This window comes from Lysinibacillus capsici, assembly GCF_003367505.1.
Lineage (GTDB): Bacteria > Bacillota > Bacilli > Bacillales_A > Planococcaceae > Lysinibacillus > Lysinibacillus capsici.
In genome coordinates, this window is sequence record NZ_PXXX01000026.1 from 1 (window position 1) to 16,835 (window position 16,835).

16 protein-coding genes, 1 rRNA gene and 1 riboswitch are annotated in these 16,835 nt (G+C 39.3%); of the genes, 16 read left to right on the forward strand and 1 reads right to left on the reverse strand.

What is annotated here, in order from left to right; all coding sequences use genetic code 11:
* Positions 1-86: 86 nt before the first annotated feature.
* From rrf to purD, 15 genes are all read left to right on the forward strand, one after another.
* Positions 87-202 (forward strand): 5S ribosomal RNA (rrf, locus tag C7B89_RS21335).
* Between the two features lie 149 nt (positions 203-351).
* Complete coding sequence (locus tag C7B89_RS21340) at positions 352-618, forward strand: hypothetical protein (RefSeq protein ID WP_066038204.1); 267 nt, start codon at positions 352-354, stop codon at positions 616-618.
* A gap of 140 nt (positions 619-758) precedes the next feature.
* Complete coding sequence (locus tag C7B89_RS21345; RefSeq protein ID WP_036076850.1) at positions 759-953, forward strand: NETI motif-containing protein; 195 nt, start codon at positions 759-761, stop codon at positions 951-953.
* A 93-nt stretch (positions 954-1,046) separates the two neighbouring features.
* Positions 1,047-1,145: riboswitch (purine riboswitch) on the forward strand.
* A gap of 208 nt (positions 1,146-1,353) precedes the next feature.
* On the forward strand, positions 1,354-1,842 hold the full coding sequence (gene purE / locus C7B89_RS21350; protein ID WP_004225751.1) for a 5-(carboxyamino)imidazole ribonucleotide mutase: 489 nt from the start codon (positions 1,354-1,356) through the stop codon (positions 1,840-1,842).
* Positions 1,839-2,963 carry a 5-(carboxyamino)imidazole ribonucleotide synthase gene (purK, locus tag C7B89_RS21355; RefSeq protein ID WP_004225748.1) on the forward strand — a complete coding sequence of 375 codons (1,125 nt, stop codon included), beginning with the start codon at positions 1,839-1,841 and terminating at the stop codon, positions 2,961-2,963. Before purE ends, purK begins: the two co-directional genes overlap by 4 nt.
* A 13-nt stretch (positions 2,964-2,976) precedes the next feature.
* A complete protein-coding gene (gene purB / locus C7B89_RS21360) occupies positions 2,977-4,272 on the forward strand; it encodes an adenylosuccinate lyase (RefSeq protein WP_004225746.1) in 1,296 nt (431 codons plus the stop codon).
* A 128-nt stretch (positions 4,273-4,400) separates the two neighbouring features.
* The gene (gene purC, locus C7B89_RS21365) at positions 4,401-5,111 is read left to right on the forward strand and encodes a phosphoribosylaminoimidazolesuccinocarboxamide synthase (RefSeq protein ID WP_048394896.1); all 711 of its coding nucleotides are present in this window, start codon (positions 4,401-4,403) and stop codon (positions 5,109-5,111) included.
* A 2-nt stretch (positions 5,112-5,113) separates the two neighbouring features.
* Positions 5,114-5,362, forward strand: a complete 249-nt coding sequence (purS, locus tag C7B89_RS21370) for a phosphoribosylformylglycinamidine synthase subunit PurS (protein WP_054548974.1) — start codon at positions 5,114-5,116, stop codon at positions 5,360-5,362.
* Between the two features lie 2 nt (positions 5,363-5,364).
* Positions 5,365-6,048 carry a phosphoribosylformylglycinamidine synthase subunit PurQ gene (gene purQ, locus C7B89_RS21375; RefSeq protein ID WP_048394895.1) on the forward strand — a complete coding sequence of 228 codons (684 nt, stop codon included), beginning with the start codon at positions 5,365-5,367 and terminating at the stop codon, positions 6,046-6,048.
* A complete protein-coding gene (gene purL / locus C7B89_RS21380; protein WP_048394894.1) occupies positions 6,035-8,269 on the forward strand; it encodes a phosphoribosylformylglycinamidine synthase subunit PurL in 2,235 nt (744 codons plus the stop codon). Before purQ ends, purL begins: the two co-directional genes overlap by 14 nt.
* The gene (gene purF, locus C7B89_RS21385; protein ID WP_054548976.1) at positions 8,245-9,669 is read left to right on the forward strand and encodes an amidophosphoribosyltransferase; all 1,425 of its coding nucleotides are present in this window, start codon (positions 8,245-8,247) and stop codon (positions 9,667-9,669) included. Before purL ends, purF begins: the two co-directional genes overlap by 25 nt.
* A gap of 84 nt (positions 9,670-9,753) precedes the next feature.
* Positions 9,754-10,809, forward strand: coding sequence for a phosphoribosylformylglycinamidine cyclo-ligase (purM, locus tag C7B89_RS21390; protein ID WP_048394892.1), 1,056 nt, complete (start codon positions 9,754-9,756; stop codon positions 10,807-10,809).
* The gene (purN, locus tag C7B89_RS21395; RefSeq protein WP_054548977.1) at positions 10,809-11,378 is read left to right on the forward strand and encodes a phosphoribosylglycinamide formyltransferase; all 570 of its coding nucleotides are present in this window, start codon (positions 10,809-10,811) and stop codon (positions 11,376-11,378) included. The genes purM and purN overlap by 1 nt, the downstream gene beginning before the upstream one ends.
* A gap of 113 nt (positions 11,379-11,491) precedes the next feature.
* Positions 11,492-13,018, forward strand: coding sequence for a bifunctional phosphoribosylaminoimidazolecarboxamide formyltransferase/IMP cyclohydrolase (purH, locus tag C7B89_RS21400; RefSeq protein ID WP_054548978.1), 1,527 nt, complete (start codon positions 11,492-11,494; stop codon positions 13,016-13,018).
* An 81-nt stretch (positions 13,019-13,099) separates the two neighbouring features.
* The gene (purD, locus tag C7B89_RS21405; protein ID WP_054548979.1) at positions 13,100-14,356 is read left to right on the forward strand and encodes a phosphoribosylamine--glycine ligase; all 1,257 of its coding nucleotides are present in this window, start codon (positions 13,100-13,102) and stop codon (positions 14,354-14,356) included.
* Between the two features lie 106 nt (positions 14,357-14,462).
* On the opposite strand, the gene C7B89_RS21410 is transcribed toward purD, so the two are convergent.
* Positions 14,463-14,888: a YgaP-like transmembrane domain gene (locus C7B89_RS21410; RefSeq protein ID WP_053075731.1), complete on the reverse strand. Its 426-nt coding sequence runs from the start codon at positions 14,886-14,888 to the stop codon at positions 14,463-14,465.
* A 200-nt stretch (positions 14,889-15,088) separates the two neighbouring features.
* On the opposite strand from C7B89_RS21410, the gene C7B89_RS21415 reads away from it, so the two are divergent.
* The gene (locus C7B89_RS21415) at positions 15,089-16,810 is read left to right on the forward strand and encodes an adenine deaminase C-terminal domain-containing protein (protein ID WP_054548980.1); all 1,722 of its coding nucleotides are present in this window, start codon (positions 15,089-15,091) and stop codon (positions 16,808-16,810) included.
* Positions 16,811-16,835: the final 25 nt, after the last annotated feature.

A 16,835-nucleotide genomic window follows, 5' to 3' on the forward strand; every position in this document is an offset into this window, starting at 1 on the left:
GTTTATCCAGTTTTGAAAGAGCAAATCTTTCTAAAAAGAGAGCTTCTAGATACAGCAGTACGCCGTGTATGGAAGGTCGACCATAGTCTAGTGATGATTGCAAAGAGGTCACACCCGTTCCCATACCGAACACGGAAGTTAAGCTCTTTAGCGCCGATGGTAGTTGGGGGCTTCCCCCTGTGAGAGTAGGACGTCGCTAGGCAATTAAAAAGTCATGGATCTATTCCATGACTTTTTTTTATTTTGTGAACTATTCATAAAATGCTATAATATATTTAATATTTTCAAGTGGATTTAAAGGAAATTTCTTTCGCCTAGATACATTCTGGATTTAATAATGGAGGAATCAAAATGAGGCAGAACATTTTTTCTGCGATTTCGATCTCAAGTCTACTACTTATATTCTTTATGTTTGGCTATGATTCAACCAAATGGTATGGAAACTTTTTTACATTTCTCTATCGTGTAAATATGTTTATGCCGTTTATTTTAGGTGGTTTAGGCATCACCAGTGCCCTATTTGGCATCAAAGGATATCGTATGGTTCTTGTTGTCCTTCATTTGTTCCTACTGCTATTATTTTTTTGTATCTATTTAAAGGCATTTTTTGTTCCATGAGCATTCATCAAAACTGCGGAGAGGAATTCTGCAGTTTTTTCTATTTATTTAAGTTCTTACATACTTCTGTAAGCAACAAAAGGTATAATGAATTACAAATTGGTTGTGAATGAATATGTACAATGGAAAGGAAGAAAAAGTTGGGAAAAAAGCAAATTTGGTATGAGGTACAGGAAAACGAGTCAATCGAGGATTGCTTGGCAAGAATGCGGAAAGATGGCTTTATGGTCATAGGACGAAAAGAAGAGCCACTTTTTCATATCGTAGATGGTGAGCCAGCTTATTTGCGCCAAAAAATTCAGTTTAAAGGTATACCTGCTCAAGATATCGAATGATTTTGACTAAAAACCGAACATTTTTTTTCGCCTAATAAAAAATGTTCGCATTTTTGGATTGACGATAAGACAATCCCTTGTTAAAATGTGAGAAGGAAAAACAAATAGATCCCACATATATGCTAGAGGATTGGCTCTAGTGTCTCTACCCGGCACCGTAAATGCTGGACTATGCGGGAAAGCACTTTTGGCGTATGGTGAGAAGGTCTTTGTACAGCTATGTACATGGAGACGATCTTGTCCGAATAATCCTCAAGTAAACTGCTTTCACGTGTACTGGTAGAGAGTAGTTTATTTGGGGATTTTCTTTGTAAATAAGAATTGCAGTAGCTATTCAAAATAGAGGCTAGCACAATAAATAATTGATCATTTTTCTATCGTTTAAAAGGAGCGACAATTTATGAATCCGAAAATCGGTGTCATTATGGGTAGTTCAAGTGACTGGGAAACAATGAAACATGCATGTGATATTTTAGATGAATTACAAGTACCGTACGAAAAGAAAGTTGTATCTGCACATCGTACACCTGATTTAATGTTTGAATATGCAGAGGCAGCTCGCGAGCGAGGAATACAAGTAATTATTGCTGGAGCAGGCGGTGCTGCACATTTACCAGGAATGGTGGCAGCTAAAACAACATTACCTGTCATCGGTGTACCAGTTCAATCCCGTGCACTTAATGGACTTGATTCACTATTATCCATCGTTCAAATGCCTGGTGGCGTACCTGTAGCTACTGTAGCGATTGGCAAAGCAGGAGCGACTAATGCAGGGTTACTTGCAGCTCAAATTTTGTCAACAACAGATGCGGAGCTTGCTAATAAATTAGATGCTAGACGTGAAGCAACAAAGCAGCAAGTATTAGAAAGTACAGGTGACTTAGTGTGACGAAGATTATTTATCCTGGACAAACGATAGGCATTATAGGCGGAGGGCAACTTGGTCGAATGATGGCACTTGCTGCAAAGGAGTCAGGTTTTAAAGTGGCTGTTCTTGAACCAGCAATGGACTCACCTTGTGGGCAGGTTGCAGATATTCGCATTGTAGCTCCATATGATGATGAAGCTGCTTTAGAAGAACTTGCAGAAGTAAGTGATATTATCACATATGAATTTGAAAATATTGATTATGAAGGCTTAAAGCGTTTATCACAAATGGCTTATGTTCCTCAAGGAGCAGAGTTGGTACGTATTACACAAAACCGTATAACAGAGAAAGAAGCTATTGTGAAAGCTGGTTGCCCAGTAGCACCATATATTGTTGCAAAAACTTATGAAGAATTAGTAGCCAATATTGATTCGATTGGTTATCCTTGTATAGTCAAAACAGCAAGAGGTGGTTATGATGGCAAGGGACAGCAGCTTTTAAAATCAACTGAAGATTTGCCTTTAGCGAAAGAATTATTCACGCATTCGCAATGTATTGCAGAAGGATTTGTTCCTTTCGTAAAGGAAGTATCGGTCATTGTTCAAAGAAATGGTCATGGTGAATCGTATTGTCAGCCAGTTGGAGAGAACATTCATGTTCATCATATTCTTCACGAGACAATAGTACCTGCTCGCATAACTGAAAGCACAGCTCAAGCTGCAGAACGAGAAGCTTTGAAAATTGCAGATTATTTACATTTAGTAGGAACGCTAGCGGTAGAAATGTTTGTATTAGAAGATGGTAGTATTGTTATAAATGAATTAGCACCAAGACCTCATAATTCTGGTCACTATTCAATTGAAGCATGTAATGTTTCACAATTCCATCAGCATATTCGTGCTGTTTGTGGATGGCCGTTACGTAAGCCACAACTATGGGCACCATCCATTATGGTCAATGTATTAGGGCAGCATGTCGTGCCACTCAGTAACTCAATTGCTAAATATCCTGAATGGTCCATACATCTTTATGGGAAAGCTGAAGCTAAGGTCAACCGTAAAATGGGCCATGTGACGATTATGACAAAAGACTTAGAAGCTACACTACAACAAATCGAGAGTTCTGGCATTTGGTCAGAATAGAAGGAGATACGCGATGATTGAACGTTACACAAGACCCGAAATGGGCGCAATTTGGACAGAACAAAATAAATACCAAGCTTGGCTAGAGGTTGAAATTTTAGCTTGTGAAGCATGGGCAGAGTTAGGAGATATCCCTAAAGAGGATGTTGCTAAAATTCGCGAAAATGCTTCATTTGATGTGAATCGTATATTAGAAATTGAACAAGAAACTCGTCATGACGTTGTAGCCTTTACTCGTGCTGTTTCTGAAACACTTGGAGAAGAGCGCAAATGGGTACATTATGGTTTAACTTCTACGGACGTAGTAGATACAGCACTTTCTTATTTAATCAAACAAGCAAATGATATTTTACGAAAAGATATAGTAAATTTCATTGATATTATTGCTACTAAGGCAAAAGAACATAAACATACAGTTATGATGGGACGCACACATGGTGTTCATGCTGAACCAACAACTTTCGGTTTGAAACTTGGTTTATGGTATGAGGAAATGAAGCGTAACCTTGAACGTTTTGAAGCAGCTGCCAAAGTAATTGAAACAGGAAAAATGTCTGGAGCTGTTGGAACATATGCCAATATCGATCCTCGTGTTGAGCAATATGTTTGCGATAAATTAGGACTTGCAGCATCACCGATCTCCACACAAACTTTACAGCGTGATCGCCATGCTCAGTATTTAGGTGCATTAGCTTTAATCGCTACTTCAATTGAAAAATTCGCAACAGAAATTCGTGGACTACAGAAATCTGAAACACGTGAAGTGGAAGAAGCTTTTGCAAAAGGACAAAAAGGATCATCTGCAATGCCACATAAGCGTAATCCAATCGGTTCTGAAAACATGGTTGGTATGTCTCGTTTAATGCGAGGTTATATGGTGACTGCTTATGAAAATGTAGCATTATGGCATGAGCGTGATATTTCACATTCATCTGCAGAGCGTGTTATTTTACCGGATGCAACAATTACTCTTAACTATATGCTAAATCGCTTCGGTAATATTGTGAAAAACTTAACAGTATTCCCTGAGAACATGAAACGTAATATGGATCGTACATTTGGTCTTATTTATTCTCAACGCATCTTACTAGCATTGATTGATAAAGGACTAGTACGTGAAGAAGCTTATGATACAGTACAACCTTTAGCAATGCAGGCTTGGGACGAGCAAGTTCAGTTCCGTACATTAGTCGATGCAAGTGAAAAAATCACATCTTATTTAACAAAAGAAGAGTTGGATGATTGTTTTGATTACAACTACCACTTACAGCATGTTGATATGATTTTTGAACGACTAGGACTTAACTAATATTTATTTAGCCATCTAATAATAAATGTTAGAGCCACCAGTAAAAGTTTCAGAGTTGAATCGTAGAGATACGGTTCAATTCTGAACATTATTACAAGCGTATCTCATAATATCAGGGGGAAAACGAAATGACTAAAGGTCAACTTTTGTATGAAGGTAAAGCAAAAAAATTGTTCACAACAGAGGAGCCAAATGTGCTACTTGTTGAGTACAAGGATAGTGCAACAGCATTCAATGGTGAAAAGAAAGAGGAAATTGAAGGTAAGGGCATTTTAAATAATCGCATTACTTCATTAATTTTCGAAAAATTACAAGCTAACGGAATTGCGTCACATTTCGTAAAACGATTATCCGATACACAACAACTTGTAAAAAAAGTAGAAATTATTCCGATTGAGGTAGTTGTTCGTAATATTGCTGCTGGAAGTTTAGCAAAGCGTCTAGGTCTTGAAGAAGGGACACCTTTAAAACGACCAATCGTTGAATTTTATTATAAAGACGATGATTTAGGCGACCCACTTATTACGACAGAACATATTGATGTTCTTGAACTTGCCACACCAACTGAAGTAACAGCTATTTATGATGGTGCATTAGCCGTTAACAAAGTGCTACAGCCGATCTTTGCAGATGTCAATGTGACATTGATTGATTTTAAATTAGAGTTCGGCCGTGATATGGATGGTCATGTATTATTGGCAGATGAAATTTCACCAGATACATGCCGACTTTGGGATGCAACAACGAAGCAAAAGTTAGACAAAGATGTTTTTCGTCGTGACCTTGGTAATTTAACTGAAGTTTATACTATTATACTTTCTAGACTCGGAGGCAAATAACAATGAAAAAAGTAAAAATCTATGTAACATTACGTGAGAGTATTCTTGATCCTCAAGGCTCTGCAGTACAAGGTTCTTTAGCTAAGATGGGCTACGGTGAAGTAGAAGATTTACGTATCGGTAAATATCTTGAACTATCAATTAAAGATTCAGAACGTGACATTGATATTCTAGTAAAAGAAATGTGTGAAAAGGTTTTAACGAACGTTGTAATTGAAGACTACCGTTACGAAGTCGAGGAGGCTATTTAATCATGAAATTCGCAGTACTCGTATTCCCTGGGTCAAACTGTGACATCGATATGTATCATGCGATTAAAGACGAGCTAGGTGAAGAAGTAGAATATGTATGGCATACAGCAACAGATCTAAGTGGTTTTGATGGTGTATTAGTACCTGGAGGATTCTCCTATGGGGATTATCTTCGTTGTGGTGCAATGGCTAATCAATCTAACATTATGACAGAAGTTAAGAAGGCAGCAGATGCTGGTAAACCTGTATTAGGTGTATGTAATGGCTTCCAAATCCTAACGGAAGCAGGTTTATTGCCAGGAGCTTTATTGCGCAATAAAAACTTAAAATTTATGTGCCGTACAGTGCAGCTTAAAGTTGAAAACAACAATACATTATTCACAAATCAATATGAGCAAGGTCAAATCATCAATATTCCAATCGCACATGGTGAAGGTAACTACTACTGTGACGAGGAAACTTTACAATCACTAAAAGATAATAATCAAATCGTATTCACATACTCAGGTGACAATCCAAACGGTTCTTTAGAAGATATCGCAGGGATTATAAACGAGCGCGGCAATGTATTAGGGATGATGCCACACCCAGAGCGAGCTGTTGATGCACTGGTGGGCGGCGCAGACGGTCTAGCAGTATTTAAATCAATCGTGAAGCAGTGGAGGGAAAATCATGTCAACAACTAAGTTTGAGCCAACAGCACAGCAGATTAAAGATGAGAAGCTATACGCTGGAATGGGGATGTCAGACGAAGAATTTGCAATGGTAGAAGGTATTTTAGGACGTCTACCTAATTGGACAGAGACAGGTCTTTTCTCAGTAATGTGGTCTGAACACTGCTCATACAAAAATTCAAAGCCAGTACTACGTAAATTCCCTACTAAAGGGCCACAGGTATTACAAGGACCAGGTGAAGGTGCAGGTATTGTTGATATTGGTGACGAACAAGCAGTAGTGTTTAAAATGGAATCGCATAACCATCCATCTGCAATAGAACCTTATCAAGGGGCTGCAACAGGTGTCGGTGGTATTATCCGTGACGTTTTCTCAATGGGTGCACGTCCAATTGCTATGTTAAACTCATTACGCTTTGGTGAATTAAAGTCAGCACGTGGGAAATATCTATTTGAAGAAGTAGTAGCGGGAATCGCAGGATATGGTAACTGTATCGGAATTCCAACAGTAGGTGGCGAAATTCAATTTGATCCTTGCTATGAAGGTAATCCTCTAGTGAATGCTATGTGTGTCGGTTTAATTGATCATAAAGATATTCAACGAGGCATTGCTGCTGGTGTAGGTAATACAGTGATGTATGTTGGAGCGAAAACAGGCCGTGATGGTATTCATGGTGCAACATTCGCCTCTGAGGAATTAACTGAGGAATCAGAAAACCAACGTCCAGCAGTACAAGTTGGAGATCCATTTATGGAGAAGCTTTTACTTGAAGCTTGTTTAGAGGTTGTAAAATCGGATGCTCTAGTTGGTATTCAAGATATGGGTGCAGCTGGTCTTACTTCTTCTTCAGCAGAAATGGCTTCAAAGGCTGGTTCTGGTGTAGAAATGAACTTAGACTTAGTGCCTCAGCGTGAAACAGGAATGTCAGCGTATGAAATGATGTTGTCTGAGTCTCAAGAACGTATGCTTTTAGTTGTGAAAAAAGGTCGCGAAGATGAAATTAAAGCGATTTTCGATAAATACGATTTAGATGCAGTAGCGATTGGTCGCGTTACAGATGATAAAATGCTTCGTCTGCTACACAAAGGACAAGTAGTTGCAGAGGTACCTGCAGACGCATTAGCAGAAGATGCACCTGTTTATCATAAACCATCTGCAGAACCTGCATACTATGCTCAGTTCCAAGCAATCGAAAACACTGAACCTGCTGTGACTGATTACAAAGAAACACTCATTGCTTTATTAAAAGCACCGACAATTGCTTCTAAAGAATGGGTATACGATCAATATGATTATCAGGTACGTACATCAACAGTTGTTAAACCAGGCTCTGACGCTGCTGTTATTCGAGTACGTGGCACAAATAAAGGGTTGGCAATGACAACAGACTGTAACTCACGTTATATCTATTTAGATCCAGAAGTGGGTGGTGCTATCGCAGTAGCCGAAGCAGCTCGTAATATCGTGGCAACTGGTGGCACGCCACTTGCGATTACAGACTGCTTAAACTTCGGTAATCCAGAGAAACCAGAAATCTTCTGGCAAATTGAAAAATCTGCAGATGGTATTTCGGCAGCTTGTACGGCATTAAATGCTCCAGTAATCGGAGGTAACGTTTCTCTTTATAATGAGCGTTCAGGCGAAGCGGTGTATCCAACGCCAACAATTGGTATGGTTGGTCTTATTGAAGACTTAGCACATGTAACGACACAGGATGTAAAGGCAGCAGGAGATCTTGTCTTTGTTATTGGTGAAACAAAAACAGAGTTTGGCGGTTCAGAGCTTCAAAAACTTTTAAATAATGGTGTTATTTCAGGAAAAGCGCCGGCTATTGATTTAGAGGTTGAAGCGACACGTCAGCAAGCTTTATTAAAGGCGATTAAAGCAGGCCTTGTTCAATCTGCGCATGATGTAGCAGAGGGAGGTCTAGCTGTGGCGATTGCTGAAACAACATTTGGCGCTAACGGTCTTGGTGTGGATGTAACATTAACAGGCTCTGCAACAACAGCGCTATTCAGTGAGAGTCAATCTCGTTTTGTTGTTACAGTTAAAGAAGAAAATGCTGCAGCATTTGTAGAAATCATGAAAGATGCTCAAAAAATTGGTGTCGTAACAAACGATGCACTTGTGAAAATCAACGGGGACAAAGGTGTGCTTGTAGAAGGTACAGTGGAGGAATTCCGTTCTAATTGGAAAGGAGCAATCCCATGCTTGCTGAACTCAGAGGCTTAAACGAAGAATGTGGGGTGTTTGGTATTTGGGGTAACCCAAGTCCAGCGCACCTTAGCTATTACGGGCTTCATGCTCTTCAACACCGTGGACAAGAAGGCGCTGGAATTGTCGTTTCAGACGGACAGCATCTTCGCGCGGTGAAAGGCGAAGGACTAGTTAATGATGTTTTCAACGAAGATAAATTAAAAGCAGTGAACGGCAAAGCAGCTATTGCGCATGTTCGTTATACGACTGCTGGTGGTGGCGGTATTGAAAATGTACAGCCATTATTATTCCACTCCTCAACTGGTAGCCTTTCAATTGCCCATAACGGTAACTTAGTCAATGCGACACATTTAAAGCAATATCTAGAGCGACAAGGTAGCATTTTCCACTCTAGCTCTGATACAGAAGTGTTGGCGCATCTTATTAAGAAAAGTTCGCATTCACCATTCCGTGCGAAGGTGAAAAATGCCCTATCTCTTTTAAAGGGTGCCTATTCTTTCTTAATTATGACAAAGGATGAAATGCTTGTTGCACGTGATCCACATGGTTTACGTCCATTATCTCTTGGAAAACTAGGAGATGGCTGGGTGGTAGCTTCTGAAACTTGTGCATTCGATTTAATTGGTGCAGAATTCGTTCGTTCGGTAGAACCAGGTGAATTAATCATTATTAATGATGAGGGCGTAAAATCAGATCGTTTTGCTGATATGGAGAAACGTTCGATGTGTGCGATGGAATATGTTTATTTAGCACGTCCTGATTCGGATATTGATGGTATTAACGTTCATATGGCACGAAAACGTATGGGTAAACAGCTTGCTCGTGAGTGTGCGCATATTGAAGCAGATGTTGTAACAGGTGTTCCTGATTCAAGTATTTCCGCAGCGATTGGTTTTGCAGAAGAAAGTGGAATCCCTTATGAATTAGGTCTTATTAAAAACCGTTATGTTGGTCGTACGTTTATTCAGCCGACACAGGAGCTACGTGAACGTGGTGTGAAAATGAAACTTTCACCTGTTGTTCAAGTCGTAAAAGGAAAAAAAGTAGTAATGGTTGATGATTCTATCGTTCGTGGTACAACATCTCGTCGCATTGTCAAAATGCTAAAAGATGCTGGCGCAGCGGAAGTTCATGTTGTGATTTCATCACCGCCGATGACAAACCCTTGTTATTATGGCATTGATACATCAACGCATGAAGAACTAATTGCTTCTAGTCATAATGTAGATGAAATTCGTGAAGCAATTGGTGCAGATTCTCTGACATTCCTTTCTGTTGAGGGGATGGTAGAAACAATTGCACGACCATACGAAGATGAAAACCGAGGACTTTGTCTTGCATGCTTTACAGGCAAATATCCAACAGAGATTTTCCCGGATACGATTTTGCCACATGAAAAAGAATTATTACGTTAAGAACAACATCGCAACAAATTAGTGTCTTACAGTCATTTCTATCTAGGAAACTTAGGCGACTTGGATGATAAGGAGGAACTCTGCGTGTCAAAGGCATATGAACAAGCAGGTGTAAATATTGAAGCGGGCTATGAAGCCGTAAAACGAATGAAGTCTCATGTTGAACGTACGAACCGTCTAGGTGTAATGGGGACATTTGGTGGTTTTGGTGGCATGTTTGACTTGTCAGAACTGAATCTTAAAGAACCTGTTCTTATTTCGGGGACAGATGGTGTTGGAACAAAGCTAAAGCTAGCCTTCATGGTAGACAAGCACGATACAATCGGTGTGGACTGTGTAGCAATGTGTGTAAATGATATTGTTGCTCAAGGAGCAGAACCGCTGTACTTTTTAGATTACGTAGCTCTTGGAAAAGCAGAGCCTGCAAAAATCGAACAAATTGTCAAAGGTGTTGCAGATGGCTGTGTGCAATCAGGTGCGGCTCTAATAGGTGGAGAAACTGCGGAAATGCCTGGTCTTTATGAAGAAGATGAATATGATCTAGCTGGCTTTGCAGTAGGCGCGTGTGAAAAGTCTGCTATCGTGACAGGTGAAGAAATCGTAGAAGGCGATGTACTTATTGGAATTGCATCAAGTGGTGTACATTCAAACGGTTATTCTTTAGTGCGTAAAATTGTCTTTGCAGATCATCAATATGCTGTGGATGCTATTGTAGAAGGCTATGAAGATCTAGGCCCAATCGGTGAGGCGCTTCTAGTGCCAACAAAGCTATATGCTAAACCTGTGCTAGCAGCTTTAAAGGCAGCAGATGTACATGGCTGTGCACATGTTACAGGTGGCGGTTTCTATGAAAATCTACCACGCATGATGCCAGAGGGACTAGCAACGGAAATCGACTTAGGTTCTTGGCCTGTATTACGTATCTTTGAATTCCTAAAAGAGAAAGGTCAGCTAGAAGATAAAGATTTATATAATGTGTTTAACATGGGTATTGGCTTTGTAATAGCTGTGCCAGAAACTGAAGCTGATAAAGTAATCGCTGCAGTTGAAGCAAATGGTGAAAAGGCTTATACAATCGGACGTGTTATTAAAGGTGACGGAGTAGTATTTAATGGCTCACATGATGGGAGTTTAGTGTAATGACTGCACCAACAAAAATAGCCGTGTTCGCGTCAGGTAGCGGTAGCAATTTTCAAGCCATTCAAGAGGCCATTGAACGTGGTGAACTCCATGCAAAGGTCGCACTAGTGGTCACAGATAAGCCTGGAGCATTTGTAGTAACACGTGCTGAAAACTTTGGGATTCCAGTGTTAGCATTGAATCCAAAAGAGTTTGTCTCGAAGTCAGCATATGAGACAGCTATTATCGAAGCTTTACATGAGTGCGATGTGAAATGGATTGTGCTTGCTGGGTATATGCGTTTAATCAGTGACGTATTATTAGCAGCCTTTCCACAGCGAATTGTTAATATTCACCCGTCCCTATTGCCTGCCTTTCCTGGAAAGGACGCTATTGGACAAGCCATTAATCATGGTGTGAAAATAACAGGTGTAACAGTGCATTTTGTTGATGAAGGAATGGATACTGGACCAATTATCGCTCAGGCAGCGGTACCTGTCATTGAAGGAAATCGCGAGGCAACAGAAGTTGAAATTCACAAACAAGAGCATTTATTATATACAAAGGCATTACAGCAATTATTACAGTAACTGAAGAGGGAGTTAGGTCGAGAATCCTACTCAACAAGTAAGACCTAACTCTATTAATCTATTGAAGCAAGTCAGTTCGTGGACAGCACGATAAAAATTAGGAGGATATTGTTGTGACAAAACGTGCATTAATCAGTGTTTCCAATAAAGATGGTATTTTAGAATTTGCAAAGGAATTAGTAGCATTAGGTTATGAAATTTTATCAACTGGCGGTACAAAAAAAATGTTACAGGATAATGCGGTAGCTGTAACAGCAGTAGATGAAGTAACGAAGTTTCCTGAAATTTTAGATGGTCGTGTGAAAACTTTAAATCCAATGATTCACGGTGGTCTATTAGGAAAGTTTGATGATGTCTCTCATCAAGCACAGATGAATGAGCATGGAATTGAACCAATTGAAATTGTTTGTGTGAATCTCTATCCGTTTGTTGAAACAATTTCAAAGCCTAATGTAACTTGGGATGATGCAATTGAAAACATTGATATCGGTGGTCCAACTATGTTACGTTCTGCTGCAAAAAACCATCAATATGTAACAGTAATCGTGGACAGCAATGACTATGCAACAGTATTAGAGGAACTTAAAGCAGACGGTGCCACAACAATTGAAACACGTCGTAAACTAGCTGCGAAAGTTTTCCGTCACACAGCCGCTTATGATTCTTATATTTCGAACTACCTGACTGAAGAAGAGTTCCCAGAGAGCTTAACGATGACATATGAATTAAAGCAAAATTTACGCTATGGCGAAAACCCTCACCAAAAAGCGGCCTTCTACCAAAAGCGTCTTGGCTCTGACTTTTCATTAGCTTATGCTACACAATTACATGGTAAAGAGTTATCCTACAATAATATTCAAGATGGTAATGCAGCATTGCAAATTGTAAAAGAATTTGAAATGCCAGCTGCTGTAGCGGTGAAACATATGAATCCATGTGGTGTTGGGACTGGTGTCACGTTAGAGGCAGCATTCGATAAAGCATATGAAGCAGATCCAACATCTATTTTTGGCGGTATTATCGCATTAAATATGGAAGTGGATGCAGCAACTGCTGAGAAGCTAAATCATATTTTCCTCGAAATTATTATTGCACCTGCTTTTTCACAAGAAGCATTGGATATTTTAACGAAAAAGAAAAATATCCGCTTACTAACAATTCCTTTCGAGCAAGCGAAACAAGATTCATTCAATGTAGTATCAGTTGAGGGTGGCCTTCTTGTACAGGAGCCAGATCGTTATGGCTTTGGCAATGCGGATATTAAAGTGGTGACAGATCGTGAACCAACAGAGCAAGAATGGGAAGCATTGCAACTTGGTTGGTCTGTTGTCAAACATGTGAAATCCAATGCGATTGTTGTAACAGATTCTCAAATGACACTTGGGGTTGGTGCAGGGCAAATGAATCGTGTAGGTGCAGCTAAAATTGCCTTTGAACAAGCTGGAGAAAAAGCGAAAGGTGCTGCATTAGCATCAGATGCATTTTTCCCAATGAGCGATACTGTGGAGGCGGCGGCAGCTGCAGGAATTACAGCAATTATTCAACCAGGTGGTTCCATTAAAGATCAAGATTCCATTGATAAAGCAAATGAATACGGCATTGCGATGGTATTCACAGGCGTACGTCATTTTAAACATTAATTGTGAAATTATATAGAAATCTAAACAGACCGAGATGTTGGTTCATCTCGGTTTTACTTACAAAGAGGAGGATTCTCTAAAATGAATGTATTAGTAATCGGAAGCGGTGGCCGTGAGCATGCAATCGCTAAACAATTTAGCATCTCTCCATCAGTGAACAACGTATTCGTAGCGCCAGGAAATGATGGGATGCGAGGCGAAGTAGAAGTTGTTGCTATTGATACAATGGATTTCGCAGGTCTCGCTCAATTTGCCAAGGAAAATGATATTGCATTAACATTTGTTGGCCCAGAACAGCCGCTTGCTGAAGGCATTGTCGATTTCTTTACAGCTAGAGGTTTACGTATTTTTGGTCCTACAAAAGTTGCTGCTCAAATAGAAAGCAGTAAATCCTATGCGAAAGAAATTATGAATAAATACAATATTCCTACAGCAGCACATGAAACATTTACTGAAGCAGAAAAAGCAATAGTCTATATTAAAGAACAAAGGGCGCCTATTGTCATTAAGGCTGATGGTTTAGCGGCTGGTAAGGGCGTCGTTGTGGCAATGACAGAGGAAGAAGCGATTGAAGCTGTAGAGGATATGATTGGAAACCAACGTTTTGGTGAATCCTCTTCACGTGTTGTCGTTGAGGAATTTTTAGACGGTGAAGAATTCTCCTTTATGTCTTTTGTGCACAAAGGACAAATTTATCCGATGGTTATTGCACAAGATCATAAACGAGCTTATGACGGTGATAAAGGACCAAACACAGGAGGTATGGGTGCTTATTCACCAGTACCACAAATCCCACAAGAGGTAATAGATATTGCATTTCAAACTATTGTAGAACCAACTGTTAAAGGGATGGAGGCAGATGGTGCTTCCTTTACAGGTATTTTATACGCAGGGTTAATTTTAACAAAGAAAGGTCCTCAGGTCATAGAGTTTAATGCTCGTTTTGGTGATCCTGAAACGCAAGTTGTATTGCCACGTATGGTTTCAGATTTTGGTGCATTTATGATGGCGTTAATGGATGAACAGCCTTTTGATTTACAATGGTCAGAAGAAGCAATGCTTGGTGTAGTCATTGCAGCAGAGGGTTACCCAGGAGACGTTGAAAAAGGTAAGGTATTACCGAATTTAGAGGCAATTTCGACATCACATGCAGTTTTCCATGCAGGTACAAAATTAGTAGACGGTCAATTCGTTGGTAATGGAGGACGTGTACTGTTAGTTGGTGCAAAAGCAGCTACTTTACAAGAAGCACAGGAAAAGGTTTATGAAGGTATTGCAACGGAAACATGGGATCACTTTTTCTTCCGTAAAGATATTGGCTGGCGTACGTTTAAGTAATTATTATTTTCACTAAATATTTTTTATCGTCTTTTGAAACCTCTTGTTGTTTCAAAACGTAAGAGGTAAGAGCCGTCTCAATAATAGATTGGGACGGCTCCTTTGACTAAGAAGGATTCTGAGCTTTATTCGTTGAAGAATCGCTACTATTTGAGGAATTTTGAGTTGAAGTGCTGGTGTTAGATTGTTTTGAAGCAGTAGCTTGTGAACCTGAAGAATTACCAGCTATAGCAGAGGAAAAATCCTTCATGAGCTTATCGATTTGTTCAGTAGACATAGAATTTTGCCCGCTGAACATACTTTGCATAGAGGTGTTCATGGCATTCTGCATATTGGAGCTTAAAACTGCTTTCGTTGGACAATATTTAAAAAGTCCCTCAGCCATTTTCATGGCACCTAATGCAATCATTAATCGACCTTTTGTACAATTAGGATTTCTAGAAACTTTAGCGATACCAAATGCGGTTAAACTTGTCCCCATGGCAAAACGACAAAATGCATTCTTTTCGCTTAAATTTGCTTGCTGCATCATCATTACTTCCTCCTTTAGTCATTGTGGAAAAAATAAGCGAGGTGCACTTTGCTTTATGAAAGTGCTGTGTTACGATTGAAACAAGATGATTGCATAAAGCATAATTTTTATGAAAATATGCGATTATGCAGTAGTAGTATGTGATTTCAAGTTGGATTTACACAATGAAAAATTACGTAATTTAGGAAGGAGCGAATAGCATGGATCCAGTATGGAAAATAACAAAAATACGTCAACAATTAGCAGTAATCGATGGGAAAAAGGCACCAGATATCGTGCTGAAGAATGCACGTTATTTGCATAGTATGTTAAAGCAATTCATAGTAGGGAACATTTGGATTTTGGGAGATCGCATTGTCTATGCTGGTGACAGAATGCCTCCTTTATTAGAAGGAACAGAAGTGGTGGATTGTACAGGAAAAACAATCGTACCTGGCTATATTGAGCCACATGTACACCCATTCCAGCTTTATCATCCACAGTCATTTGCAGATTTTTGTGGTCAGCTTGGGACAACAACTTTTATTTCGGATAATTTAAGCTTTGTTTTAAATTTAGAAAATAAGAAAGCGTTTTCAATTTTAGAGAGTTTGAAAAAGCTACCTTTTTCTTTTTATTGGTGGACTCGCTTTGACTCACAAACTGAATTGGAGCAAGAAGAAGAGGTTTTCTCTAATACTTCTATATTAGAGTGGTTAGAGCGAAGTGATGTCTTACTTGGTGGAGAGTTGACAGGCTGGCCTAAGCTGTTGCATGGCGACGATCAAATGCTTTATCGTATGCAAATGGCTAAGGGACTGGGAAAAAAAATTGAAGGTCATTTCCCTGGAGCTTCAGAAAGAACATTGGCACGAATGAAACTGCTTGGTGCTGATGGTGATCATGAGGCAATGACAGTAGAAGAGGTAGAGCGTCGTATTATGCAGGGCTATGCTGTAACTTTACGTCATTCTTCCATACGACCAGATTTACCACATCTACTAAAAGGAATAGTAGAAAAAGAGCTTCCAATCTTTGATCATTTAATGATGACAACAGACGGTTCAACTCCTTCATTCCATGAGGATGGTGTGATGGATAAATGCATTCAAGTAGCTTTAGATGCAGGGGTATCTCCTATTGATGCTTATCAAATGGCTTCCTATAATGTAGCACGTTATTACAACATGTCTAATTTACATGGTTTTATCGCAACAGGGCGTTTTGCTTCACTCAATATTTTACAAGATGAATATCATCCTGTTCCAGAAAGTGTTTTATCAAAGGGTGTCTGGTTGAAGCGTAATGGGGATCGTGTGCATAGAATGGCGACAATTGATTATTCTGCCATCCCAGCTTTAGATTTAGATTTCTCATTAGATTCACAGGATTTCCAGTTTTCTATGCCGTTTGGGATTCAATTAGTTAATGATGTGATTACAAAGCCTTATAATTCTTTAATTACGAAAGAAGGGCCATTGGCAAATCATGATGAGTGCTATTTAATGCTCATTAACCGAAAAGGCAACTGGCATGTAAATACAATGATTAAAGGATTTGCAACGGATGTCCAAGGCTTTGCATCCTCTTATTCCAACACTGGTGACATATTGTTAATTGGAAAAAATAAAGACGATATGATTAAAGCCTTCGAAGAAATGAAGGCAATGAATGGTGGTATTGTTCTCGTCGAAAAAGGAGAAGTTATAGCGGACATACCATTAACAATTGGTGGACTTTTATATGATGGAGATGTATTCACTTTAACAGAGAAAGAAAAGGCTTTAAAACAAGCTTTAGCAGATAGAGGCTATCAATTAGGAGATGCCATTTATACATTATTATTTTTACAATCTACTCATTTACCATATATTCGTATAACACCACAAGGAATTTTCGATGTGATGAAGAATAAGTTATTATTACCTGCTGTTATGCGCTAATTCATGAAAGTGTTTCAGTTGTTTA